Below are 23688 nucleotides of genomic sequence, written 5' to 3' on the forward strand. Positions count from 1 at the left end.
ATTTGGCTCCTTTTTCTGTTTTGATCATCCCCTGCCATGACCCTTCTCCGATGATGGCGGTGGCAACAGATGAGGTCCCGACAGTACGCTCAAATCAGCCCCCAGGCGGCAATCTGGTAGATCCACACCATCGCCAGCAGGGTACCGACCAACCCCATGATGACGCCGATCCGCACCATCTGGTGGCTCTCCACCAGACCGGTGGCATGGGCCAGCGCATTGGGCGGGGTACTGATAGGCAGCGACATCCCGAGCGAGACCGAGATGGTGACCGCCAGGATCAGAGTGTGGCTGCCGCCCCACTCGGCCAGCTCCGGCATGCTGACCGCCAGTGCCGCCACCAGTGGCAACAACAGATTGGCGGTCGCGGTGTTGGACATGAAGTTGGCCATAACCACCGCCAGCAGACAGGCCCCGACCAGCACAGCCAACGTGGAGTACTCGTGGAACGGAATGTGGGTGATGAGCCGCTCCGCCAGACCGGAGTCCTCCAGCGCCAGCCCCAGCGCGATACCACCCGATACCAGCCAGAGCACGTCGAGGGAGATCTTGTGCAAATCGTCCTTGGTAATGATGCCGGTGGTCAGGAACACCGCCACCGGGATCATGGCGACCACGTAGGAGCTCATGCCGTGCAGATCCCCCAGCAGCCAGAGCACTATGGTGGTGATAAAGGTGAGGTAGACCACCCAGGCGCGAGGGGTTTGCATAAAGCGCCCCTCAATCTTGAGATCCATCCGCTTGAGGGTGCTAGGGAAGAAGCGCCCCAGCAGGAACCAGCCGAGCAGCAACAGCAGTACCACGAAGGGCACCGCAAATCCCATCCACTGGCCGAACGAGATGGCATGCTCGCCGGTCAGATATTTGAGCGCCACCGCGTTGGGCGGGGTGCCGATGGGGGTGCCAATCCCGCCGAGGTTGGCCGCCAGCGGAATGGCCAGTACGAAGCCTATTTTGGCCGGGTCCTTGTCGGGAAACGCCGCCAGCACCGGGGTGAGGATGGCCAGCATCATGGCGGTGGTGGCGGTATTGCTCATGAACATGGAGAAGGTGGCGGTGATCAGCATCAGCCCCAGCATAACGATCCGGGGATCCTGACCGAACGGGCGCAGCAGCACCCGCGCCAGATTGACGTCCAGATGATACTTGGTCGCCGCAATCGCGAGGAAAAAACCACCGAGAAACAGCATGATAACCGGCGAAGCAAAGGTCGCCATCACCTCGGTCGACTTGAGCAGCTCACCAAAGCCCGGCTCTGCCTTGTCGGCGGTCATGAACCAGAGCCCCTTGTCGGAGAGCAACAGCAGCTCCAGCACGATGATCAGCACCGAGGTGGCGAAGATGGGGATGGGCTCCAGGATCCAGCAGAGGGCTGCCAGCACGAAAATGGCCACGACTCGCTGCTCGACCACCGTGATCCCCTCCAGCGGGATCCAGTGGGTCGGGATCAGCAGGATGGCGAGGCTCAGCAGTAGCGGCAGAATAATCTTGTGATTGATGGGCACTATTGTCTCCAGGATCGGGAGTAAGAAGCCAATAGTGGCATAACATGCTATCGCCTCACGCAGCTATCTCGCCAAAATGAGAGCTGGCTAACTGCATGGAGCCCGGTTTTGTGAGTCATATCAAGCTGGAGTCGGCGCGCCATGGCTGACGCCTCACAGTTGGCAACAAACAGGCAAAAAAACGGGCCCGCTGTTCGTTGCACACGACAGCGGGCCCGTTTCCACATTTATGCCGATGAGGCGGCTCAGAAGTAGATGCGGGTCACCGACTCGATGACGCAACCCGGGCGGCGGATCCCTTCGATCTCCACCTTGATCTCTTTGAGCAACTCCAGCCCGCCCTTGATGGGGGTGACCCGGGCCAGCTTGGTGCGGGCGCGGATGTTGCTGTCCACCTTGATGGGGTACGGGAAACGCACCTGATCCAGCCCGAAGTTCACCACCATGCGGGCGGTCGGGAACTCGGGGGCGGCCTCATCGACCGAGCCGGTCAACTGCGGCAGCAGCGCCAGGGTCAGGAAGCCGTGAGCGATGGTGGTCTTGAAGGGCGACTCGGCGGCCGCACGCTCCGGATTGGTGTGGATCCACTGATGATCCCCGGTCACCGCCGCAAATTGATCGATCATCTGCTGACTGACATGGAGCCATTCGCCCACGTGGGTCTCTTCACCGATGCGGGCCTGCAGGGTGGCATAGAGCTCGGCAGCCTCGGCCCCCAGCTCCACAGCGGGTTCCTGAGCCACGACGGGGCGACCGTTGGCCACCTGTGCCACGGTTGCTGCATCCTGTTGCTGTTCGTCCTGAGACTCGGCTTGCAAGTCCAGCACACGTCCCAGCAAAGGATGAAGATGTGCCTTTTGCTGAAACTCACGCCAGTAGTCGCGGATCGCCGGAGAGAGCCAATCCTTGAGCTCAAAGGGGTGCTGCGCCAGAATTTCGCGCTTGCGCTTCAGAAAATCGACAACTTTCATCTACCGATCCCTATTTGATTCAATGCCTGTAAAGAGGTCTAACCAGTCCTATTTTATTAAAGTTTCAGCTGTAAGTGCAAAAAAATCTCGGCGTACACCTGTACCAAGGCGGAAGTCACTACTTACACCATGCAAACCAGCACGATCTGCCAATGAGAAAAACGATTGCCGGATATGCGACCAGCAGGGGGAAATTCACCGTGTTCATCATGACAAAAGGCCCTCGTCGGGCCTTGTGATGGGGGTTCAGCGTGCGCTCGACCAGCCGCTACGCAATCCCTCTTCATCCAGGAAGGACCAGGCGAGGATCCGGCTCACCTTGTTGCCCTGCGCCATGTCGATCACCCGTACCTGACAGGCTCCCACCCGGCTCAACGCCTTTTTCGCCCCCGGCAGGTTCTCTTTTTTCGACACCAGCGAGCTGAACCAGAGGCACTGGCTGGCAAACTCCTTGCTCTGGGCGATCATATTGGCCAGAAACGCTGCCTCGCCCCCTTCGCACCACAGCTCTGCCTTCTGGCCGCCGAAGTTGAGCACGGGCGCCCCTGTCACCTCCTTGCCCAGATTGCGCAGCTTGCGCTCCGTCCCCTTGCTCGCCTCTTCCAGCGACGCATGGAACGGCGGATTGCACAGTGTCAGGGCAAAGCGCTCCTTCGGCCCTATGATGCCACGAAACACATGGTTGGGGTTGCCCTGCAGACGGCACTCAATCTGATTGCCGAGCCCGTTGCTCCTGGCCAGCAGGGTGGCCGCCTTGACCGAGACCGGATCGATATCCGACCCGACAAAACGCCAGCCATATTCGCGGCAGCCGAGCAGCGGATAGATGCAGTTTGCCCCCACTCCGATATCCAGCACCCTCACCCCCTTGCCGGTAGGGAGCTGGCCTGCGCCCTCGGCCAACAGGTCGGCCGCCCAGTGCAGGTAGTCCACCCGTCCCGGGATGGGCGGGCAGAGGTAACCGGCGGGCAAGTCCCAGTGGGCAATCCCGTAGTGATGGGCCAGCAGGGCGCGGTTGAGGGTCTTCACGGCATCAGGATTGGCAAAATCGATGGTGCGGGTGCCGTAGTCATTGATAAAGACGTGGGCAGCCAACTCGGGAGTTCGCAGGCAGAGCGCCTCAAAGTCGTAACCCGCCTGATGGCGATTACGGGAGTGAAGTCCGGATTTGCGGTCGCCGGACTTGGGGCCACCGGCTGATGGGGTGCGGGGTTTCATGCTGAGCCTGCCGAAGAAAACGGGCCCACACTATAGTGATTTGACTCGGGAAAGTCTAAACGAGGGCAATAAAAAACCGGGCTATCGAGCCCGGTTCAAGTGAGGTTGGAAAAACAGTCCGTACTGCGAGCCGTTTGTCCAGCCTGACTCAGATATCGATCCGGCGAGCTTGCCAGAACTTGCTGCGCCAGTATTGGCTGTCCAGCTTGGAGCGCGTCACACCGGCGCGAGTCGAGGCGTGGATGAATTCGCCATTGCCGACATAAATACCAACGTGGTTGAGACGACGATTGATTTTGAAGAAGACCAGATCGCCTTCGACCAGATCCTGCTTGGAAACGCGCGTCCCTTCGTGGACTTGGGAGCGGGTATCACGGGGTAATTCGACACCGACGGCATTGCGGAACACTTCACGGGCAAAGGCGGAACAATCGATACCGCGCTGGCTACTGCCACCCATCCGGTACGGAACGCCACGCCACTCTTTATATACTGTCAGGATTTCATTCACATCGGGTGTCTGGGAAGCTTCCGGTTCGATTACAGGTTCAACCATGGAAACTTCGATCTTGCTCGCGACCTCGGGTTGGGGTGCCGAGGCACAACCCACCATTCCGAGCGCGACCAGCAGTAGCATCAGGTGGCGCAATCCTTTATCCCCGCTAAATAGTAAATCTTGTTAAAATACGGCCCCAAAGGGCAATTTATAAGGCAACAGCACCCGACTATATCCAAGAATTCTATCGAGGCAAGTGAAAATCCCTATCGAGCTCACATTTTTGCAAGTAAATGCACGATTTTTCATAATTAATGTGATCATGCCCAAACAATATACAATCGCAAAAAGGGCCTTGGGTCTCATAGATAACTGACTTTTATCCCAGCTTCAGCACCTTTTTAAAGTGAAAAATCATGATCGAAACCGATCTTTTTTTGTTAAACCCGGCTAGGGTATGCCAGGAACTGCTCGCTCAATTACCTGAAGGGCTGTCAACCGATGAGCAGCATATCTGGCAAACCATGACCCATCCTGAACGGCGCCAGGAATATCTGGTGAGCCGCACCCTGCTGCGCCAGCTATTGGCCGAGCGGCTGCAGCAACCCGCCACCAGCCTGCAATTTTGCAACGGCCCCCACGGCAAGCCCCGACTGCATGATGATGCCTGGCATTTCAATCTGAGCCACAGTGGCAGCTGGCTGGTGTTGGCACTCTGCCCGCAGGGGCCGCTTGGGGTGGATATCGAACTGGGCAAACGGCGGCATCATCCCCTCCCCCTCGCCCGCCGCTTTTATGCACAGAGTGAATATGAGTGGCTCTGCGCACTGCCCGCTCAAGAGCAGGAGAGCGCCTTCTACCGGCTCTGGTCGCGCAAGGAGGCGGTACTGAAGGCCCACGGCGGCGGCATAGCCGCCGGGCTCGAGAAGGTGCGCTTCGTTCCGGAACAAGGGTGGCAACTCGACAACCGGCTCGATGACACCTCTTATCAGGTACAGGATTGGCCCTTTGCCAGCGGCTGGCTCAGTCTTGCGGCAGCGGCAACCCCCGTGACGTTTTACCGGCTGGATGAGCGCTTGAATTGCCAGTCGCTCAACCCCATGTTACTCAACACCCTTTCTGAAGAGTCCAACTCATGATCGTCGACATTACTCCCCAGAATTTTCACGCTGAACTTATCGATGCGTCCATGAAGAAGCCGGTCATCATCTATTTCCATGCTCCGCAGATGCCGGAGTGTCAGGGGATGACACCGCTGATCGAATCACTGGTTGGGCCCGCCAATGAGCAGGTCACCCTGGCCAGAGTGGATATGAACGATCCCCAGTTGCAACCGCTGGCCAGTCAGCTCGGCCTGCGCGCCCTGCCCGCGCTGGTGCTGTTCCATCAGGGTCGCCCTGACGAACAGGCGATCATCGAAGGGCCGCAGGATGAAGCCACCCTGCGCCAGTATTTCGCCGCCTTCGCCCCCAAAGAGGAGGAAGAGCTGCTGGCCAAGGGGCAACAGGCACTGGCTGACGAGCAGCCCAGCATCGCCTATGCCCATCTGACCAAGGCACACCAGCTGGCCCCTGAGCGTCACGACATCAGCCTGTGGCTGATCCAGGCCGCGCTCGACCTCAATCTGCTGGAGGAAGCGCAGGAGCGCCTCGGCACAATCCCGATGGTGGCGCAGGATAGTCACTTCCATACCCTGAGCTCACGGCTCGCGCTGGCCCTGCAAGCGGCAGACAGCCCGGAGCTGCGCGCGCTGGAAGCCCGCCATGCAGAACAACCCGATGATTTTGCTCTGACTCAGGAGCTGGCGGTGCAATACAACCAAGCTGGCCGTCAGGAAGAGGCGTTGGGACTGCTGCTGGAGATCCTCAGGCGGGATTTGGCATTCGGCGATGCCAGAAAGACCTATCTCGATATTCTGGCGACCATGGGCAGCACGCCGGCGGCGCAAAGCTACCGTCGTAAACTCTATAGTCTGCTCTACTGATCAGCGTCGAACTGGCTGGTAATGATGGGGGAGTGCCGGGAGACCGGCATGACCTCATGGGTCAAGCACGAAGAAGGTGCTGTGGGAATAGTGTAGAAACGGTGAATTTCAGGCAAAAAAAAATGGCGCATAACTGCGCCATTTTTTTCGCATGGATTACTTCTTGTAAGAAGTAGCCATGTTGTCGATGCGCTGGTTAGCACGCATAGCTTCTTGCTTGGCTTCGGCAACATCAGCAGCGATTTTGGACTGATCAGCACGAACTGCGCTAACATCTTGAGCCAGTTGGTCAACTTTGTTAGACAGATTCTGAACGGAAGTTTCCAGTTCGCTGGTGTTTGCACAACCGCCCAGCAGAGCGGACAGACCAACAACACCTACCAACAACAATTTTTTCATTTTTAAAGCTCCCTTGAACTCGCCAGACGTTTAGCAAGCGGCGTGATTATGGCACAAAAAAATCATACTTTGCATAGTCCCCACCACAGATAAATGCATTAAAACCCTCATTTTTTTTTGAATGAACAGTTTTCGTTCAGATTCGTCTAAAAAATGAGTGCCGCGTGGTGAGGGCACGGACAAAGGTTAACCAAATTTTTGCCTTATTACAATTTCGTATGAGGCTCAGGCACTCTGTTCTGACAACAATTGACGATATTGCACCAGATCCTCGATGGTCAGCACCGGCATCTGGTGCTTGCGACCGAATGCTACCAGGTCTGGCAGACGTGCCATCGAGCCATCTTCCTTGGTCAATTCGCACAACACCCCAAACGGTTTGAGACCGGCCAACTGCATCAGATCGACCGTCGCTTCGGTATGACCACGACGGGTAAGCACCCCACCGGTTCGCGCCCGCAGCGGGAACACATGACCCGGGCGATGCAGATCGCCCGGTTTGGCGCCATCGGCGATAGCAGCACGGATGGTGGTGATGCGATCAGCCGCCGAAACACCGGTCGTAACACCCTGCGCAGCTTCTATGGTCACGGTGAAGGCGGTCTGGTAGTGGCTGGAGTTGGCTTCCACCATCATCGGCAGTTCGAGCTGGCGAACCCGCTCGTCGGGCAGGCAGAGGCAGACGATGCCGGAGCACTCGCGGATCATCAGCGCCATCTGTTCATTGGTCATGGACTGGGCGGCGAAAATGAGGTCGCCCTCGTTCTCCCGATCTTCATCGTCGGCCACCAGCACGCCGCCTCCGGCACGCAAGGCCGTCAGGGCTGCTTCGACACGGGCAACGGGATCACCGAATTCACTGAGTAGAGACTGATTCATGGTAAAACTCCTAAACAAGACAAGGACCAGAATCAGGGCATGGAAAGGCAGACAGAGAGGAGCATGCAGCGGCCAGCCCACAAGGGCCAACGCGGCAAGGTCTGTCTTATCCTCTTTCATCCGGACTATGACCGTCGGCTCCGGCATCTCACCGGATCTGCTGACCCCGACACGGCAATCAGCCGGGTCGGGCGCTCGCGGGCTCCCCGAGTCAATCGGGATACCGCCGGTGGGGAATTGCACCCCGCCCTGAGAATAAGCGCAGACAGCCTAAAGAAAAACGGTTGCAGATACCAGCCAAAATCCCCCGCTGGCTGAAAAGCGTTTCAACATTGCGCCCGGGATCGCGCTCTGCGGCCCGCTCGCCTGCGCGAGAGGCCGTGACTGGCGAATTTCTTTATGGCGCGGATCGGTTTATGGCATAGTTCCCGAAACAAAAAACAGTGCCCGAAAAAGAGCCTGAACAACGCTGCCTGCGCAGACAGCAGCGCCAACACCACAAACGGAAAATGACAGAGATGGAAAAGAAAATACTGCTCACGGATTGCCCGGATGCCAAAGGGCTCATCGCCAAGATCACCAACATCTGCTACAAGCACCAGCTCAACATCATCAAGAACGATGAGTTTGTGGATCATGAGAATGGCCGCTTCTTTATGCGGACCGAGCTGGAGGGGCGCTTTAATGACGAGACCCTGCTGGCGGATCTGGACGATGCCCTGCCCACCGGTGCCCAGCGTCGTCTGGTCAAGGCGGGCAAGAAGCGCATTGTCATTCTGGTGACCAAGGAGACCCATTGCCTCGGCGATATTCTGATGAAGAACTATGCGGGCGCGCTGGATATGGATATCGTCGCGGTGATCGGCAACTACGACACCCTGGCCGAGCTCACCGGCAAGTTCAATATTCCGTTCCACACCGTCAGCCACGACGAGTTGAGCCGTACCGAGCATGAAGAGCAGGTACGCGCCATTATCGACAGCTATGAGCCTGACTATGTGATCCTGGCCAAGTACATGCGGGTGCTGACCCCGAGCTTCGTCGAGGCCTATCCGCGCAAGATCCTCAACATCCACCACTCCTTCCTGCCCGCCTTCATCGGTGCCCGCCCCTACCGGCAGGCGTTCGATCGCGGGGTCAAGCTGATCGGTGCTACCGCCCACTTCGTGACCGACGATCTGGATGAGGGCCCCATCGTCGAACAGGACGTGATCCACGTCGGTCACGCCTTCAGTGCGGACGACATGGCCAAAGCGGGCCGGGATGTCGAAAAATCGGTGCTGAGCCGCGCGCTGGAGCTGGTGCTGAACGAACGGGTGTTCGTCTACGGCAACAAGACGGTGGTCTTCAAGTAATCCGCCCACGCGGTCCGAATGCAAACGCCAGAAACAACAACGGCTCCCGCGGGAGCCGTTGTTGTTTCTGCATCAAATATCAGAGCGGCAGATCGTTCACCGTCACGGCGCCCTTCTCCAGCTTCAGCTCGGAAGTCAGCGCTTGCTTGTCGGCCTTCAGATAACCCATCAGGGTCAGCTGATCGAGCATGGGGGCCAATTGCGGCACCGCCTTGCCCAGCTTGTCGCTGAAGTTGGCATGCAGCACACCGCTGAGAGCCTGCATCCCCGCGTCGCTGTTGAACAGTTGCTCCAGCGAGGTCGATGCCAGCTTCACATCCCCCTTCATGGTCACCGCCTCACCGTTGAGCCTGGCGCTGAGATCGGCCAGCTCCAGGGTCGCGCCACGTTTGAGCATCTTGTCCAGCGCCTGCTGGATGGCGGCATCTTCAACCCCCTTGCCACCGGCGGCCTGCAACCCCTGATACCCTTCCAGATCCAGACCGTTGAGGTTGAGTGCCAGCTTGCTGTCGGTGACCGCCAGGGTGTCGGTCTCATTCTCCAGATCCAGCTTGGCAATCTTCATCTGATAGCTGCTGGAGAGGGTCTGGGCATTGTCGCCAGTGAGCTGGGTCTCGGTAGTCATCCCCTGCAGGGCAACCTTGACGCTGTCAGGCAGTTGCACCGTGAGGGCCGAGAGGGTCATCTCGCTCTGGGGCGAGAGGAGCACGCCGCTGATCTCGGCAATGTCGGCGCTCCCTTTCATATCGGCCAGCACCAAGTCCATCTTGCTCTGCTCTTCGTGGACCGTCATCCCTTGCCAGGCCATGGTGATGTGGCCATTCCCCTCCAGGTTGCCGTGAAACTCGCCGGAAAGCGGCAGGAAATGGAACTCGTCCAGCCCCTGTTTGACCTTGAACTCATTGGCCCAGAAGCGGCTGCTGTTGCCCTGAGTCCAGAGGCTGGTGACCGACTCCAGACCGAGTTCCCACTGCTCCATGCCCAGTGCGGTAAAGACTGGCGCCATAGTGCCATTATGGGTATCAAGCAGGAGGTGGCTCTTGATATAGAGCGGCAGGATCCGACTCTTGACCACCAGTTGCAGCTCTATGGGCTGACTGCCTTCCAGTTCACTGTCGATGGTAGCCAGCTCCTCCGGCGTCACCACGATCTTCAGGATCCCGTCACGGGTGAAGAGGTTACTGCTGCTCGGCTGCCACTGCATGTCGATGCCGGTCTCTTGCTCCACCTTGGCGATCTGCTCCGCCATGATGTTGTCAAAGCTGTTGCCCGTGTACCAGCACGCAGCCAGACCACCACCTACCAGTGCCGCACCCACGGCGAGGGCCACTATCTTTTTCATATATCCATGTGTCTCCAGGGAGTTGTCACTGCACTCTAGGGGCGTACTCGGGGCGAGGCAAGTGCAATCAGATGGCGCCCCAACATTCTTGCGGTTCGCCACAACCTCACAGCAAGGGACTGAAGAGATAGAAGATGTTCTCCATCGCCTTCTTGTACCAGGGGCGTGCCTGCCATTTGGCCAGGGTCATCGGGGTGGCTTCCGCCATATAGCCCTGTACCAACCGTGTCATCTGGGCCACGAACGAGGGGTTGTCCACCAGCAGGGTCACCTCGAAGTTGAGCCAGAGGCTGCGCCGATCCAGATTGACCGTCCCCACCAGCGCAAAGTCGTCATCCACCAGCACGCTCTTGGTATGGAGCAGACCGGCATCGTAGCGGTAGATCTCCACTCCGGCCGCCAGCAGCTCCTCCATAAACGCATTGCAGGCGTAATTGGCCATGATGGAGTCGTTGCGCGCCGGCAACACCAGCTGCACCTGCACGCCGCGTGCCGCCGCCGAGCTGAGTGCGGCCGCCAGCGGATCGTCGGGCACAAAGTAGGGGGTCGTCAGCACTAGATGGCTGCGCGCCTGATAGATGGCGAGCAGCAGGCTCTGCTGAATACAGTCGCCACCGACGAAGGGGCCGGACGGAATAAGCTGGGCGCGGTAGTTGGTCTGGGGCCAGGCTTCTGGATCGTGTTGCAGGCTGTCGAGCAGCCGCTCGCCGGTCTCCATCTCCCAATCCCAGACGAAGATCGACCACATCAGCGGCACCATGGGCCCCTGCACCCGGATCATGATATCGACCCACTGGCCGACCCCGGCATCCTGCTTGAAGAAACGGGGATCCACCATGTTCATGGAGCCGGTGTAACCCACCCTGTCATCGATCACCACCAGCTTGCGGTGCATCCGCAGATCCTGACGCTGGAACACAATGCGCCATGCACCAACCGGCAGCACCTCCACCAGCTTGACCCCCGCCTTGCGCAGCTTTTTCGGCCAGTGAGAGCGGAAGAACTGTTTGCTGCCCACCGAATCGAGCAACAAGCGACAATCCACGCCGCGTTGCGCCACTTCAATCAGTGCCTCGCACACCTCGTCAGCATCGCCACCCGGGTGCCAGATGTAGAACTCCAGATAGCAGGAGAGGGTCGAGCGGCGGATATCCTGCGCAATCTCGCGCAAGATCCAGTCCGGCTTGTTGAGCAGGGTCATGCGGTTGCCGGAGAGCATCGGCATGGCGAGCCGCCCCTGGATCAGATCGTGCAGCGGTTGCGCCTTGGCGCCCACTTCGCAGCAGTGCTGAGGGAACAGACGGGCCAGCTGACGGATCCAGATGGCGTAAGGACGGTACATGGCCTGGGCGCGCTCGGCGCGGCGGCGCCCCAGCTTTATCTCACCAAACAGCACATAGAAGCCCACCCCGGCAAACGGAATGGCGTAGATCAGCGCCAGCCAGGCCAGCGACACCCCGATGGGACGGCGTTTCATCACCACCCGAAATGACACACCAGTGACGATAACTGTGTGAAAAAGCAGTAGCAGCCAACCCAGAAAACGGGAAAACAGCAGTTGAAGATCATGTTCCAGACCGTTGAGCAACGGGGGCTCCTTCTCATCGACAAACAGTACGGTGGGCAGACCCCAACCGGCCGCAATGGTATGCTGTAAGGCAAATCCATTCTATCAGGTCGCACGCATGATCCTGCAATCTATGCTGCTCAGCCTGGCCATGCTAGGCCAAGGCTCATATGACATCAATGAGCAACAGATAAACCAGTACCTGCAATCTCAGGTGCAAGTCGACAAACAGCTGGAGCTGCCGGGCATCATCAAGGCTCATATGAGGCTTGAGCAGAGCGATGTCCAGATCGGTCGCCAACGCCCCGATACCGCCCGGGTCTATGGCAAGGGCAAGCTCAAAATCGCCCTGCCCGACAATACCGAATATGATGCCCGCCTGCAGATGACCTATGAGGCGAGGCCCCGCTATGACAAGGCCCAGAGCGCACTGTTTCTCGATAACATGAAGCTGGTGGAGTACAAGCTGGAGCCGGAAGCGGCCGAGAAGAAGTTCGGGCTGATGCTCAGCATGCTGCTGCAGAGCATGGAGAAACGGCTCGAGACCAAGCCGGTCTACAAACTCAATGACAAGGATCCGGATCAGGCCTGGCTGAAGGAAAATCTGCTGGGGCTGGAGCTGTCACCGGGCAAGATCCACCTGTTGACCAACCCCCGCTAAATCACTCAATTCAGGAGGGGCTGGCTGGTATCCCGTACCAGCAGCTCCACCTGATAACCCTGCTGCTGCTGCCGCTCGTAGAGGGAGAAGAGCGACCCGCTCAATTGGTTGAGGGGCATATCGGCAAAACCGGCCTTGAGATAGAAGGGCTTCTCGAACGGGAGCGCCTGACAGACCACCGGTTTGTCCGCCAGACCGTGGCAAGCGTGCTGCAACAGCCGTGACCCCAGTCCCAGCGACTGGTAGTGAGGCAACAGGCGAAAGCCGCACAGATGGTAAAACTCCTCCTCGTCCCGCAACCGCACTGCCCCCACCAACCAGTGAGCATCACGCACGACAAAGATCCGCTCGGCCAGGTCCGGCACATAGTGGGAAAACGTCGTTTCGTAATAGTCCCTGATAAGGGAGAGGTCGGCGTCGCAGTACTCTTCGAAGGTGAGTTCCATCGCCAGCTTGCTTGTCACAGACAAATCCTTTGGTAATCAATTATTAGTGTCAGATACGGTGATCTAATCCGACCAGCTGACGCCAGCACGATAGCATGCCTTTCGTCAACAAAAAAGCAGACGTCATGGCGACGTTGCTGACCCGGTGGAAGAGACCATGACCCAGGGCCTGACTGCCAACGCATGGCTTCACGATGACAACCCTTTATTGCGGTGGATACTTTGATCCCGGTCACCGAATCGGGTCATTTGCCCCCTGCTCGCCGCTTGTTCTGCCCTCGTCATGATGCTTTACTCAACATGGTCATCACAGAAAGGAGTATTACGGTTGAAAGCATGGATGCTGGTAGGCCCTATGTTGTTGATCCCCCTGAGTGGATGGAGCCAGACTCCCCCGCCTGCGGAGGTGGTCTTCCTGACTGCAGCCCCCTCCCCCCTGCGTCCGGTCAATGAGGCCGCGCCCGCCCCGCAAACCGGGGCAACTCAAACGGCGGCAACCGCCGCTGGCGGCAACAAGCAGATCCAGGTCTATAAATCGGTGCAGCAAAACGGGGTGGTACGCTACTCCGACATGGCGCCAGAACAGGGCCATTACGAGCTGCTGCTGTTCAACGACTGCTTCGCCTGCGATCCCAAATCCAATGTCAATTGGCAGACCACCGGGCTGTTTCTCTATGACTATGCCAGCACCATCAAGGCCGCCGCCAAAACCTATCAGGTTGAGCCTGCGCTGATCCGGGCGCTGATCCATGCGGAATCCGCCTTCAACCCGCTGGCGGTCTCCCGCAAAGGTGCGATGGGCCTGACCCAGCTGATGCCCGCCACGGCGCGGGAACTGGGAGTCGGCAATGCCCTGCTGGCGGAGCAGAATATCTTCGGCGGGGTGAAATATCTGGCGGGACTGCTCAAGCAGTATGACGGCAACGTGGCACTGGCGACCGCGGCCTACAACGCCGGGGCTGGCGCCGTACAAAAACATGGCGGCATCCCGCCCTATGCGGAAACTCGCGCCTATGTGGAGCGCGTCCAGCTGCTCCACCTGCGCTACAAGGAGATGCTGCAGGCCAAAGGGCTGTGACGCTCGGCCCGGCCCATTCTCTCTTTCCCCCCTCCAGAAACAAAAAACACGCCCGCAGGCGTGTCGATACCACACGTTGTTTCGCCAATGATTACTTCTGCTCAGTCGCCACCAGGCGATAAGCCAGCGCACCCAGAATGGCACCGACAATCGGGGCAACCCAGAACAGCCACAGCTGGCTGACCGCCCAGTCACCGACAAACAGCGCAACGCCGGTACTGCGGGCCGGGTTGACCGAGGTATTGGTCACCGGAATGCTGACGAGGTGGATCAAGGTCAGGCACAAACCGATGGCGATCGGGGCAAAACCGGCAGGCGCGCGGCTATCGGTGGCGCCCATGATGACGAACAGGAAGAAACCGGTCATCACCATTTCGCACACCAGTGCTGCGGTCAGGCTGTAACCACCCGGAGAGTGCTCACCGTAGCCGTTGGAGGCAAAACCGGCAGAGAGATCAAACCCGGCCTGACCGCTGGCAATCACGTAGAGCACCGCAGCGGCGGCAATGCCACCCAGCACTTGCGCCACGATGTAAGGCAGCACACCGGATGCCGGAAAACGACCACCCGCCCACAGACCGACGGTGACGGCCGGATTGAGGTGGCAACCGGAGATATGACCAATGGCAAACGCCATGGTCAGCACGGTCAGACCGAAGGCCAGCGAGACCCCCAACAGACCAATTCCGACGTGAGGGAAGGCTGCAGCCAGCACGGCACTGCCGCACCCGCCCAATACCAGCCAGAAAGTGCCCATAAACTCGGCAGCAACAGGTTTCACATTATTTCTCCCATTTGAGGTAACACCGAACAGACCCGGGAAGGGCCCATGCTTGAACAAGCGCAGCATTATGGGAGTGGGAGTCCAGATTGCGAACCCTGCCGACAAGGCTCACTGAATGTGATATTCATCACAATTTATTGATTAGATAAGAGATTTATCATTAAGGCTGCTGGCGGCACGCCGCATGCCCAAGGGCGTCATGCGACAACTTGTGACACCGTTTCGCTCGACTGCTTATCTGTTGAACGATCAAAACGGAGGCGTGGTCAGTTCCCTACCGGTGTAAAGCGGCTGACAACCTGCCCCTGATGCTCAATCCACTCCATGAACATGGCGACAGGGCGGGCATAGACCTGACCATCCTGCTCGGATTGATAGATCACCAGCTGCTCCTGGGTTTCTGTGTGCAGGGCTAGGGCAAGCACTTGATAGTAACCCCCCTTGAAGTGGCGATAGCGGCCGGGAACGGGTGCATGCATGGGAAAACCTCGCAGGAATAGACACCGATGAGCGGATCACATAACGATGACACCGTTGGTGTCATTCAACTCATCGAAAAGGGGGACGAAGACGATTTTTTACACAAGCCAATCGTGCCATTGGATGCGAATATTTCAACACAGTCGGGTAGCTTTGTTAATCCGCCCCTCATCTTTCACTGGTGAACCTCGGTTCACACAAACGATCGTGCTGAATTTAACGTTTCAGCAACCCTGTTTTAGGGCTAAAAATCAGGGAATTCTACTAAAAAGAAGATTGTTCTAGCATTCAATTCTGTGAAGAATAGGGGAAAAGAAATTTGATACTAAAAATCGCCTTTTTCGCCAACGCGTCCCCATGGGGAAGGAATCACAGTCACCATGTTCACTATCGACAAGTCGCACAAGCTCGACGATGTCTGCTATGACATCCGCGGCCCGGTGCACAAAGAAGCCCGCCGTCTCGAAGACGAAGGCCACCGCATTCTCAAGCTCAACATCGGCAACCCTGCCCCGTTCGGTTTCGATGCGCCGGAAGAGATCATCAAGGATGTGATCCTCAACATGCCGCTGAGCCAGGGCTACTGCGACTCCAAGGGGCTGTTTTCTGCCCGTAAAGCGGTGATGCAGTACTACCAGCAAAAAGGGATGCGCAAGGTCGATATCGACGACATCTACATCGGCAATGGCGCCAGCGAACTGATCGTGATGGCGATGCAGGCGCTGCTCAACAACGGCGACGAGATGCTGGTGCCCTCCCCCGACTACCCGCTGTGGACTGCAGCCGTCACCCTCTCCGGTGGCCATGCGGTGCACTACCGCTGCGACGAAGGGGCTGACTGGTATCCGGATCTCGACGACATCCGCGCCCGCATCACCCCGCGCACTCGCGGCCTGGTGCTGATCAACCCCAACAACCCCACCGGCGCCGTCTACGGCAGCGAGTTCCTGCTGGAGGTGATCGAGATCGCCCGCCAGCACAACCTCATCATTTTCGCCGACGAGATCTACGACAAGATCCTCTACGACGACATCTCCCACACCAGCGTCTGCACCCTGTGTGACGATGTGATGGTGGTGACCTTCAACGGCCTCTCCAAGGCCTACCGTGCCTGCGGCTTCCGTCAGGGCTGGATGGTCATCACAGGCCCCAAAGGCCGTGCCCGTGGTTACATTGAAGGGCTGGAGATGCTGGCCTCCATGCGGCTGTGTGCCAACGTGCCGATGCAGCACGCCATCCAGACCGCCCTTGGCGGCTATCAGAGCATCAACGAGCTGATCCTGCCGGGCGGCCGCCTGCGCCGCCAGCGGGACAAGGCATGGGAGCTCTTGAACGAGATCCCCGGGGTCTCCTGCGTCAAACCAAGGGGGGCGCTCTATATGTTCCCGCGCCTCGACCCCAAGGTGTATGACATTCGCGACGACCAGAAGATGGTGTTCGACCTGCTGCAGCAAGAGAAGCTGCTGCTGGTACAGGGCACCGGCTTCAACTGGCCGGCACCGGATCACTTCCGGCTGGTGTTCCTGCCTCGCGAAGAGGAGCTGGAGGATGCCATCGGTCGCCTCGCCCGCTTCCTCAAAGGCTACAAGCAGTAAACAAAGCCAATGAAAAAGGCTCCTTACGGAGCCTTTTTGTTATCTGTGGTTTTATCCGTGCCATCAGCCATGCAGCAGGGCACCGGCCACCAGCACCGCCATGGTGATGAGGGCTACACCGATGATAAAGGGCAGCACCCAGCGCACGAAGCGATCGTAGGGGATCTTGGCGAGCGCCAGACCGGCCACCAGATGAGCGGCGGTAGGGGCGAACAGGTTGATCCAGCCGGAAGCGGACTGATAGGCAGTGATCACCAGATCCCGTGAGATGCCGGAGAAGTCCGCCAACGGCCCCATCAGCGGCATGGAGACAGTCGCCAGCCCCGAGGTGGAGGGGATGAAGAAGCTCAGGATGATGTGCACCAGATAGGCCATCAGGATGAACACAGACGAGGAGAGTCCGGTCACCAGCCCTTCGGCCCAGTGCAAAATGGTGTCGATGATGACGCCCTGCTCCATCACCACATAGATGCCGCGCGCCACCGCCACTACCAGCGCCACCCCGATCAGATCCCGCGCTCCGTTGAGGAAGGTCGCCACATAGTTGGATTCCGGCATCCGGTTGATCAGCGCAATCAGGATGGAGGCGCTGAAGAACAGGGTGGAGAGCTCGTCAAACCACCAGCCAAAGGTGGGCAGCACATCGATCCCCAAATCCGACCAGGGCACCACCGCATAGATCATCAGCAGGAAGGTGCCGAAGAAGACCAGCATGGTGAGCTTTTGCTTGCCGGTGAAGGCGAGGTTGCCGCTCTTCATCTGGGAGAACTCGTCGTCATAGGTGATGTCGGCCAGCACGGAGCGGGATTTGTCCTGCTGCACCTGCTTGGCATAACGCATCACGAACCAGGAGGCAAAGATCACCAGCAGCAGCCACTGGATGACCCGCAGGCCAATCCCCTCACCGATGGGGATACCGGCAAAACCGGAGGCGATGCCGGTGGCAAACGGGTTGACGGTGGAGGCAAGTACCCCGACCCCGGAGCCGAGCAGAATGATCCCCGCCGCCACCATGCGATCGAAGCCCGCCGCCATCATCACCGGCACGATCAGTGCCCAGAAGGCCACCGTCTCCTCCGCCATGCCGAACGTAGAGCCGCCGAGGGCAAAGAGTGCGATCAGCACCGGGATCAGCAGCCGCTCACGCCCGGCGAAGGCACGCACTATAGCCCCCACCCCGGCATCGAGCGCCCCGCTTTGCATGGTCACCGCCAGAAAGCCGCCGATGATGAGCACGAACAGTGCAACGTCGGCCGCCTTGTGAAAGCCCTGGATCGGCGCCTTGAGCACCTCGAACACCCCTTGCGGATGAGAGGGCAACTCGGTGTAGCTGCCGGGCACCGGCAACAGCCGCTCGTCGCCGCTGTAATCGGCCACGGCCGCTGCCGCCACCGGCTGCTGTGTCTTGGCGGTGACGTAGTCATATTTGCCCGCTGGCAGCACCCAGGTGAGGGCAGCCATCAGGGCGATGATGATGAAAAGCAGGGTATAGACTGTGGGGAGTTGGCGCTTCTTGGGCGCCTCGTTTGGAGTGGTCATAGCTTCCGTTCCTCGGCAATGCCGTCTGTGATCCGATCAGCGCAAGACTAGCGGGTTTGATATGGGAAAAAGGTGATCGCTGATAATAAAATTCCGCTAATTAGCGGAATGTTTGCCAAAAAAACAGGGCCCCGCAGGGTAATGCCGATCAGTTAAGGATCCATTGACCGATCCTCCTGATGTGTAAAAATCCGAAACCTATTGATTGGTTTCGGATTTTTTATGCGTATCGTACAGGCTCTCGACTTCCTCCACGCCAGCAATGCCGCTCAGTTTGAGTCACTCTCTGACCTCATTCCCTCCGAGCTCATCATGACGCTGCTCGGCGAAGAGGGCGTCGCTACCCTGCGCCGTCGCCGCATGCCCATGGAGCGCCTAGTCTGGGCCATCATCGGCATGGCCATCTTCCGCCACGTCCCCATGACCCAGCTGGTCAATCAGCTCGATATCCTGTTGCCCGGTGACCGTCCCTTTGTTGCCCCCAGCGCCTTCCTGCAAGCCCGCCAAAAGCTCGGGGACAAGAGTATCGAACGGCTGTTTCACGAGACCGCCTCGCGCTGGCACCAGCAGGCCAATCACCCCGGCTGGGCCGGGCTGCAACTGCTCGCCGTCGATGGCGTGATGTGGCGTACCCCCGATACCCCGGACAATGCCGCCGCCTTTGCCAAACCCGGCACCCAGCATGGGGAGACTGCCTATCCGCAGGTACGGATGCTCTGCCAGATGGAACTCACCAACCATCTGCTCACGCAAGCCGTCATGGAAAGCTGCGCCGTCAACGAGATGGTGCTGGCCGAGCAGCTTATCGAACGCACGCCAGACCACTCGCTGACCCTGTTCGACAAGGGGTTCTATTCGCTTGGCTTGCTCCATGCCTGGCAAACCACCGGCTGCGAGCGCCACTGGCTGCTGCCACTCAAAAAGGGCACGCAATACGAGGTGGTGCGCAAGCTGGGGCGTCAGGATGTGTTGGTGCATCTCAATACCAGTCCACAGGCGAGGAAGAAGTGGCCGCAACTACCGGACACGGTGGAAGCCCGCTTGCTGACTCGCACTATCAACGGCAAGGAGCGCCAAGTGCTGACCTCGATGGTAGACCCGATGCGTTTCCCGGGCGCCGACATTGTCGAACTCTACAGCCACCGCTGGGAAATCGAGTTGGGCTATCGGGAGATGAAGCACAGCCTGCAACAACACCGATTGACCCTGCGCAGCAAAAAGGCGGCGGGAATACGGCAAGAGCTATGGGGCGTGCTGCTGGCGTACAACCTGCTGCGCAGCCAGATGGTGAAGATGGCGGCGAGCCTGAAGGGATACACGGCCAGCCAGCTGAGTTTTCACATGGCGTCGGTCTATCTTATCCATGAACTGAGCTGCATGCCGTACCTGTCACCGGGAACTATCCCGAAGCGGGTAGCTGACCTGGAGAAACAGGCGGGACAGTTTGTGCTGCCGGAACGAAGGGAGCGAAGTTACCCCCGCTGCGTGAAGCCAAGGCCACAGAGGTATAGTGTGAAAAAAGCCAATAAAAACAATGCCAGTCAGGCTTAACTGACTGGCATTAGGGCCCCGCAGGGCCCTGTTTTCACTTGAGTCAGATTCAGAGCTCGACCACGTCGAATTTCACATCCGGATTCACATCCGCATCGTAATCGACCTCGTCCAGACCGAAACCGAACAGGCGCAGGAACTCCTGCTTGTAGCCGGTGTAGTCAGTCAACTCGGAGAGGTTCTCGCTGGTGATGGACGGCCACAGGTCGCGGCAGGTCTGCTGCACGTCTTCGCGCAGTTCCCAGTCATCCATGCGGATGCGGGCCTGCTCGTCCAGCGCCATGTCGGACGCGTAGAGACGGGTGCGCATCATGCGATCCACCTGCTCCATGCAGCCCTCGTGAATCCCCTTCTCCTTCATGATCTTGAAGGCCATGGAGATATAAAGCGGCATCACCGGAATGGCGGAAGAGGCCTGGGTCACCACGGATTTCAGCACGGCCACGTGAGCGGTGCCGCCCTTGGCAGCCAGGTCGCCACGGATGGCGGCAGCGGCGCGGTCCAGATCTTCCTTGGCGCGGCCCAGAGTACCGTGCCAGTAGATTGGCCAGGTCAGATCGGTACCGATGTAGGAGTAAGCCACCGACTTGGCGCCGTCGGCCAGCACGCCTGCATCACGCAGGGCCGCCATCCACAGCTCCCAGTCCTGACCGCCCATCACTGTGATGGTGTTCTGGATCTCTTCCTCGTTCGCCGGCTCGACGGTGGCGGTGATGATCTGATCCTTGTTGGTGTCGATGGCGGTGGTGGTGTAGACCTCACCGATCGGTTTGAGGGCAGAGCGCACCACTTCGCCGGTGTCCGGCATCTTGCGCACCGGAGAGGCCAGGGAGTAGACCACCAGATCGATTTGACCCAGATCCTGCTTGATAAGCTCGATCACCTTGGCACGGCACTCGTTGGAGAAGGCATCGCCGTTGACGCTCTTGGCGTAGAGGCCCGCCTCTTTGGCGGCCTTGTCGAAGGCGGCGGAGTTGTACCAGCCAGCGGTACCGGTCTTGGACTCGGTGCCCGCTTTTTCAAAGAAGACGCCGAGGGTGGCGGCGCCGCTACCGAAGGCAGCCGCAATCCGGGAGGCCAGGCCATAACCGGTGGAAGCGCCGATCACCAGCACCTTCTTGGGACCATTCTCGATGGTGCCCTTGGCTTTGGTATAAGCAATCTGGCGACGAACATTGGCTTCACAACCGACCGGATGAGTGGTGGTGCAGATAAAGCCGCGAACCTTGGGTTTGATGATCATATGGAGTCTCGGATCCGTTTAATGGATGAAATCGGGGCATAAGATACCTCATCTTGCCGCGATAAGGTGCTCTGATGTGTTGAACGGCGGCAAAAATGGGCATCCTGTAGCCCGCCGCCGAAAATGAAAAAGGCTTACGGGGAAAATGAAAAGCTACCGACCCAGTAGTTTATCAAACTTGATGGCAGCGAATTCACAGGATTGCTTGAAGAACAATCCGGTCAGTCGTTTGTCCTTCTCTGTCGTGGCGATTTAGGCTGTTTCAGCCACGCGTAGAAGCCACTTCGGTGCCCCCCTGGGTCTGACTGCCATCTGCCCCGCATTATCTCTCTTGCGCTTTTCGTTTCCTCTTCGCCTTGCTGTGATCCTGTTTTCTTCTCTTGGCAGTTGGCATTCGTCTGCAATGTCACCATGGTGTCTGACCATTGTCTGTATGCCCGTTGTTTGAGGCGTTGTCGGATAACCCCGGCTCCTTGGTCTGTGGTTCTGAACCAAGCGGCGTGAGGTCGGCGCAATGCGTCCTGCTGGCATGCCACCGGGCCCGCGTATGGCGGGCCCGGTGGGGGTGTCACTCAAGGGGGATGGCGGCAACCTGGCGCTTGAAGGGAGTGGGCTTGTTGGCCTTGCGGTGTTCCGAGACCAGGATCAGCAGGCGCTGCAGGCCGATGAAGCAAAACAGCAGCAGACCTATGATGATCTTGGTCCACCAGGAGCTGAGGGTGCCGTCGAAGTTGATGTAGGTCTGGATCAAGCCCTGGATCAGCACCCCGAACAGGGAGCCAAACACGGTGCCCACCCCGCCGCTCAACAGGGTGCCGCCGATCACCACGGCGGCGATGGCATCGAGTTCCACCCCGACGGCGGCGAGCGGGTAGCCCGCCGAGGTGTAGAGCGCGAACACGATGCCGGCCAGGGTCGCCAAGGTGGTGGAGAGCAGGTAGATGCGGATGGTGGTGTGACGCACCGAGATCCCCATCAGGGCCGCCGAGGTGGCGTTGCCACCGATGGCATAGACGTTGTTGCCAAAGCGGGTGCGGTTGGCGAGCAGGATGCCAAACACCACCACCGCCAGCATGATGAGGGCCAGCAGGCTGAGGCGCCCGCCCCCCGGCACCTTCCACGACAGGCTCGACAGGTAGGTGAAGGTGGGGTGATCGATGGGCAGGGACTGCTCCGAAATGAGGAAGCTGGCCCCCCGCAGGAAAAACATCCCCGCCAGGGTGATGATGAAGGCGGGGATCTTCAGGGTGTCGATGAGCCAGCCCATGAGGGCGCCGAAGCCTGCTCCCAGCACCAGCACCAGGGGGATGGCCAGCATGGGGCTGACCCCCAGATCCCCGATTAGCTTGGCCAGCAGCACGCCGGTGAAGGCGATGACGGCCCCCACCGACAGATCTATGCCCCCCGAGAGGATGACGAAGGTCATGCCCACCGCGACTATGCCAAGGAAGGCGTTGTCCGTCAGTATGTTGCAGATGATGCGGGTGGACATGAAGGCCGGGAAGGAGGCCAGGCAGAGCAGATAGCCCAGCACGAAGACCATGACGGTCACCGTCAGGGGCAGGTTGCGTTTAAACATGGCGACTCCCTCGCTGGAACAGGTGGTTAAGGGCTGGCGACTGCATGACCAGCACCGCCAGCACCACCATGGCCTTGACGATCTGGTTCCATTGGGGCTGGTAGCCGGAGAGCAGGATCCCGGTGTTCACCCCCTGGATGATCAAGATGCCGACCAGGGAGAGGGCGAGGTTGAAGCGCCCGCCCATCAGGGAGGTGCCCCCTATCACCACCGCCAGGATGGCGTCCATCTCCAGCCAGAGCCCGGCGTTGTTGGCGTCGGCACCGCGGATGTCGGCGGCGACTATCATGCCGGCGACGGCGGCCATCATACCGCTCAGCAGGTAGGTGGCGATCACCACCATGGGGGTGTTGAGCCCGGCGTTCTTGGCGGCCCTGATGTTGATCCCCACCGCCTCGATGAAGAGGCCGAGGGCGGTGCGCTTGGTCAGCAGCCAGAGCAGCAGTGCCATCCCCAGGGTGATGATGACGGGGGTGGGCAGATAGAAGAGCGCGCCGCTGCCGATCCAGGCCAGGGCCTCGTTGTTGAAGGTGATGATCTGTCCCTCGGTGATGAGCTGGGCGATGCCCCGGCCCGCCACCATGAGGATCAGGGTCGCGACGATGGGCTGGATCTTGAACACCGCCACCAGCAAGCCGTTCCAGAGGCCGCACAGCAAGCCCACTCCGATGACGGAGGCGAGAATGACCGGCAGGCTGTGACCGCCAGTGGCCAGACTGGCCATGGTGGCCCCGCTGATGGCCATCACGGCGCCGACCGACAAGTCGATACCGCCGGTGGCGATCACCAGGGTCATGCCGAGAGCGAGCAGGGCCACAGGGGCGCAGCGGTTGAGGATGTCGATCAGGCTGCCAAACAGCCGGCCATCCTGAATATGGATGGCGAAGAAGTTATCGGCAACCATGGCGTTGATGAGCAGCACGCAGAGCAGGGCCCCGCATTGGGCCGTGCCCGTGGGCAGCGCTCTGCGGGGGCGTGCTGGCCCGCCAGGAAGGGGAATAGTGGATGACGTCATA

Annotated in this window: 22 protein-coding genes and 1 riboswitch; of the genes, 7 read left to right on the forward strand and 15 right to left on the reverse strand. The window is 59.2% G+C overall.

The window, feature by feature from the left end; genetic code table 11:
- Positions 1-89 precede the first annotated feature (89 nt).
- The 4 genes from AB5Y90_RS19500 to AB5Y90_RS19515 form a co-directional block, all read right to left on the reverse strand.
- Positions 90-1505, reverse strand: a complete 1416-nt coding sequence (locus tag AB5Y90_RS19500; RefSeq protein WP_234601710.1) for a DASS family sodium-coupled anion symporter — start codon at positions 1503-1505, stop codon at positions 90-92.
- A gap of 245 nt (positions 1506-1750) precedes the next feature.
- On the reverse strand, positions 1751-2476 hold the full coding sequence (locus AB5Y90_RS19505; protein WP_139708886.1) for a MaoC family dehydratase: 726 nt from the start codon (positions 2474-2476) through the stop codon (positions 1751-1753).
- 246 nt (positions 2477-2722) lie between these two features.
- Entirely contained in the window at positions 2723-3694 is a 972-nt protein-coding gene (gene rlmF, locus AB5Y90_RS19510) for a 23S rRNA (adenine(1618)-N(6))-methyltransferase RlmF (RefSeq protein WP_307896457.1), read from the reverse strand.
- A 148-nt stretch (positions 3695-3842) separates the two neighbouring features.
- Entirely contained in the window at positions 3843-4331 is a 489-nt protein-coding gene (locus tag AB5Y90_RS19515) for a C40 family peptidase (protein WP_042057977.1), read from the reverse strand.
- A gap of 275 nt (positions 4332-4606) precedes the next feature.
- Between AB5Y90_RS19515 and AB5Y90_RS19520 the strand changes: the two genes are divergently transcribed.
- Positions 4607-5329 carry a 4'-phosphopantetheinyl transferase superfamily protein gene (locus tag AB5Y90_RS19520; RefSeq protein WP_307896456.1) on the forward strand — a complete coding sequence of 241 codons (723 nt, stop codon included), beginning with the start codon at positions 4607-4609 and terminating at the stop codon, positions 5327-5329.
- Positions 5326-6174: a tetratricopeptide repeat protein gene (locus AB5Y90_RS19525; RefSeq protein WP_307896455.1), complete on the forward strand. Its 849-nt coding sequence runs from the start codon at positions 5326-5328 to the stop codon at positions 6172-6174. Before AB5Y90_RS19520 ends, AB5Y90_RS19525 begins: the two co-directional genes overlap by 4 nt.
- A 156-nt stretch (positions 6175-6330) precedes the next feature.
- Here AB5Y90_RS19525 and AB5Y90_RS19530 read toward each other — a convergent pair whose 3' ends face one another.
- Together AB5Y90_RS19530 and ribB are read right to left on the reverse strand one after the other, a co-directional pair.
- Positions 6331-6573 (reverse strand): Lpp/OprI family alanine-zipper lipoprotein, encoded by a 243-nt coding sequence (locus AB5Y90_RS19530; RefSeq protein ID WP_005334342.1) that lies wholly within the window; start codon positions 6571-6573, stop codon positions 6331-6333.
- Between the two features lie 225 nt (positions 6574-6798).
- The gene (gene ribB / locus AB5Y90_RS19535) at positions 6799-7452 is read right to left on the reverse strand and encodes a 3,4-dihydroxy-2-butanone-4-phosphate synthase (protein ID WP_307896454.1); all 654 of its coding nucleotides are present in this window, start codon (positions 7450-7452) and stop codon (positions 6799-6801) included.
- 104 nt (positions 7453-7556) lie between these two features.
- A riboswitch (FMN riboswitch) is annotated at positions 7557-7713 on the reverse strand.
- Positions 7714-7970: 257 nt separating this feature from the next.
- On the opposite strand from ribB, the gene purU reads away from it, so the two are divergent.
- Complete coding sequence (gene purU / locus AB5Y90_RS19540) at positions 7971-8807, forward strand: formyltetrahydrofolate deformylase (RefSeq protein ID WP_042655976.1); 837 nt, start codon at positions 7971-7973, stop codon at positions 8805-8807.
- A gap of 79 nt (positions 8808-8886) precedes the next feature.
- On the opposite strand, the gene AB5Y90_RS19545 is transcribed toward purU, so the two are convergent.
- Both AB5Y90_RS19545 and cls read right to left on the reverse strand, forming a co-directional pair.
- Positions 8887-10149 (reverse strand): DUF945 family protein, encoded by a 1263-nt coding sequence (locus tag AB5Y90_RS19545; protein WP_307896453.1) that lies wholly within the window; start codon positions 10147-10149, stop codon positions 8887-8889.
- 106 nt (positions 10150-10255) lie between these two features.
- Positions 10256-11737: a cardiolipin synthase gene (gene cls, locus AB5Y90_RS19550; RefSeq protein ID WP_042057989.1), complete on the reverse strand. Its 1482-nt coding sequence runs from the start codon at positions 11735-11737 to the stop codon at positions 10256-10258.
- A gap of 97 nt (positions 11738-11834) precedes the next feature.
- Between cls and AB5Y90_RS19555 the strand changes: the two genes are divergently transcribed.
- The gene (locus AB5Y90_RS19555) at positions 11835-12377 is read left to right on the forward strand and encodes a DUF1439 domain-containing protein (RefSeq protein WP_307896452.1); all 543 of its coding nucleotides are present in this window, start codon (positions 11835-11837) and stop codon (positions 12375-12377) included.
- Positions 12378-12382: 5 nt separating this feature from the next.
- On the opposite strand, the gene AB5Y90_RS19560 is transcribed toward AB5Y90_RS19555, so the two are convergent.
- Positions 12383-12823, reverse strand: a complete 441-nt coding sequence (locus AB5Y90_RS19560) for a GNAT family N-acetyltransferase (protein WP_182939771.1) — start codon at positions 12821-12823, stop codon at positions 12383-12385.
- Positions 12824-13163: 340 nt separating this feature from the next.
- Here AB5Y90_RS19560 and AB5Y90_RS19565 point away from each other — a divergent pair, with 340 nt between their 5' ends.
- Positions 13164-13901 (forward strand): lytic transglycosylase domain-containing protein, encoded by a 738-nt coding sequence (locus AB5Y90_RS19565; protein WP_307896830.1) that lies wholly within the window; start codon positions 13164-13166, stop codon positions 13899-13901.
- A 91-nt stretch (positions 13902-13992) separates the two neighbouring features.
- Here AB5Y90_RS19565 and aqpZ read toward each other — a convergent pair whose 3' ends face one another.
- Positions 13993-14682 (reverse strand): aquaporin Z, encoded by a 690-nt coding sequence (gene aqpZ, locus AB5Y90_RS19570; RefSeq protein WP_042656004.1) that lies wholly within the window; start codon positions 14680-14682, stop codon positions 13993-13995.
- A gap of 269 nt (positions 14683-14951) precedes the next feature.
- Positions 14952-15164: a DUF1653 domain-containing protein gene (locus AB5Y90_RS19575; protein WP_234601702.1), complete on the reverse strand. Its 213-nt coding sequence runs from the start codon at positions 15162-15164 to the stop codon at positions 14952-14954.
- A 381-nt stretch (positions 15165-15545) separates the two neighbouring features.
- Between AB5Y90_RS19575 and AB5Y90_RS19580 the strand changes: the two genes are divergently transcribed.
- Complete coding sequence (locus AB5Y90_RS19580) at positions 15546-16760, forward strand: pyridoxal phosphate-dependent aminotransferase (protein WP_182937855.1); 1215 nt, start codon at positions 15546-15548, stop codon at positions 16758-16760.
- A 63-nt stretch (positions 16761-16823) separates the two neighbouring features.
- Here the strand turns inward: AB5Y90_RS19580 and AB5Y90_RS19585 are convergent, their stop codons facing one another.
- Positions 16824-18299, reverse strand: a complete 1476-nt coding sequence (locus AB5Y90_RS19585) for a YfcC family protein (protein WP_307896451.1) — start codon at positions 18297-18299, stop codon at positions 16824-16826.
- A gap of 222 nt (positions 18300-18521) precedes the next feature.
- On the opposite strand from AB5Y90_RS19585, the gene AB5Y90_RS19590 reads away from it, so the two are divergent.
- Complete coding sequence (locus AB5Y90_RS19590) at positions 18522-19850, forward strand: IS4 family transposase (RefSeq protein ID WP_307896450.1); 1329 nt, start codon at positions 18522-18524, stop codon at positions 19848-19850.
- 49 nt (positions 19851-19899) lie between these two features.
- On the opposite strand, the gene fabV is transcribed toward AB5Y90_RS19590, so the two are convergent.
- From fabV to ytfT, 3 genes are all read right to left on the reverse strand, one after another.
- The gene (fabV, locus tag AB5Y90_RS19595; protein ID WP_005344170.1) at positions 19900-21093 is read right to left on the reverse strand and encodes an enoyl-ACP reductase FabV; all 1194 of its coding nucleotides are present in this window, start codon (positions 21091-21093) and stop codon (positions 19900-19902) included.
- A gap of 568 nt (positions 21094-21661) precedes the next feature.
- Positions 21662-22672 carry a galactofuranose ABC transporter, permease protein YjfF gene (gene yjfF / locus AB5Y90_RS19600; protein ID WP_307896449.1) on the reverse strand — a complete coding sequence of 337 codons (1011 nt, stop codon included), beginning with the start codon at positions 22670-22672 and terminating at the stop codon, positions 21662-21664.
- The gene (gene ytfT / locus AB5Y90_RS19605; protein ID WP_307896448.1) at positions 22665-23687 is read right to left on the reverse strand and encodes a galactofuranose ABC transporter, ATP-binding protein YtfT; all 1023 of its coding nucleotides are present in this window, start codon (positions 23685-23687) and stop codon (positions 22665-22667) included. Before ytfT ends, yjfF begins: the two co-directional genes overlap by 8 nt.
- Position 23688: the final 1 nt, after the last annotated feature.

It is taken from the genome of Aeromonas sp. R4-1 (genome assembly GCF_040908325.1).
Taxonomy (GTDB): Bacteria; Pseudomonadota; Gammaproteobacteria; order Enterobacterales; family Aeromonadaceae; genus Aeromonas; species Aeromonas veronii.

What these genes read in the sequence shown, in the direction of transcription:
- AB5Y90_RS19505 (WP_139708886.1), bottom strand. Translation starts at nt 2,476, where the DNA reads ATGAAAGTTGTCGATTTTCTGAAGCGCAAGCGCGAAATTCTGGCGCAG.
- rlmF (WP_307896457.1), bottom strand. Translation starts at nt 3,694, where the DNA reads ATGAAACCCCGCACCCCATCAGCCGGTGGCCCCAAGTCCGGCGACCGC.
- AB5Y90_RS19515 (WP_042057977.1), bottom strand. Translation starts at nt 4,331, where the DNA reads ATGCTACTGCTGGTCGCGCTCGGAATGGTGGGTTGTGCCTCGGCACCC.
- AB5Y90_RS19520 (WP_307896456.1), top strand. Translation starts at nt 4,607, where the DNA reads ATGATCGAAACCGATCTTTTTTTGTTAAACCCGGCTAGGGTATGCCAG.
- AB5Y90_RS19525 (WP_307896455.1), top strand. Translation starts at nt 5,326, where the DNA reads ATGATCGTCGACATTACTCCCCAGAATTTTCACGCTGAACTTATCGAT.
- AB5Y90_RS19530 (WP_005334342.1), bottom strand. Translation starts at nt 6,573, where the DNA reads ATGAAAAAATTGTTGTTGGTAGGTGTTGTTGGTCTGTCCGCTCTGCTG.
- ribB (WP_307896454.1), bottom strand. Translation starts at nt 7,452, where the DNA reads ATGAATCAGTCTCTACTCAGTGAATTCGGTGATCCCGTTGCCCGTGTC.
- purU (WP_042655976.1), top strand. Translation starts at nt 7,971, where the DNA reads ATGGAAAAGAAAATACTGCTCACGGATTGCCCGGATGCCAAAGGGCTC.
- AB5Y90_RS19545 (WP_307896453.1), bottom strand. Translation starts at nt 10,149, where the DNA reads ATGAAAAAGATAGTGGCCCTCGCCGTGGGTGCGGCACTGGTAGGTGGT.
- AB5Y90_RS19555 (WP_307896452.1), top strand. Translation starts at nt 11,835, where the DNA reads ATGATCCTGCAATCTATGCTGCTCAGCCTGGCCATGCTAGGCCAAGGC.
- AB5Y90_RS19560 (WP_182939771.1), bottom strand. Translation starts at nt 12,823, where the DNA reads ATGGAACTCACCTTCGAAGAGTACTGCGACGCCGACCTCTCCCTTATC.
- AB5Y90_RS19565 (WP_307896830.1), top strand. Translation starts at nt 13,164, where the DNA reads ATGCTGGTAGGCCCTATGTTGTTGATCCCCCTGAGTGGATGGAGCCAG.
- AB5Y90_RS19575 (WP_234601702.1), bottom strand. Translation starts at nt 15,164, where the DNA reads ATGCATGCACCCGTTCCCGGCCGCTATCGCCACTTCAAGGGGGGTTAC.
- AB5Y90_RS19580 (WP_182937855.1), top strand. Translation starts at nt 15,546, where the DNA reads ATGTTCACTATCGACAAGTCGCACAAGCTCGACGATGTCTGCTATGAC.
- AB5Y90_RS19585 (WP_307896451.1), bottom strand. Translation starts at nt 18,299, where the DNA reads ATGACCACTCCAAACGAGGCGCCCAAGAAGCGCCAACTCCCCACAGTC.
- AB5Y90_RS19590 (WP_307896450.1), top strand. Translation starts at nt 18,522, where the DNA reads ATGCGTATCGTACAGGCTCTCGACTTCCTCCACGCCAGCAATGCCGCT.
- fabV (WP_005344170.1), bottom strand. Translation starts at nt 21,093, where the DNA reads ATGATCATCAAACCCAAGGTTCGCGGCTTTATCTGCACCACCACTCAT.
- yjfF (WP_307896449.1), bottom strand. Translation starts at nt 22,672, where the DNA reads ATGTTTAAACGCAACCTGCCCCTGACGGTGACCGTCATGGTCTTCGTG.
- ytfT (WP_307896448.1), bottom strand. Translation starts at nt 23,687, where the DNA reads ATGACGTCATCCACTATTCCCCTTCCTGGCGGGCCAGCACGCCCCCGC.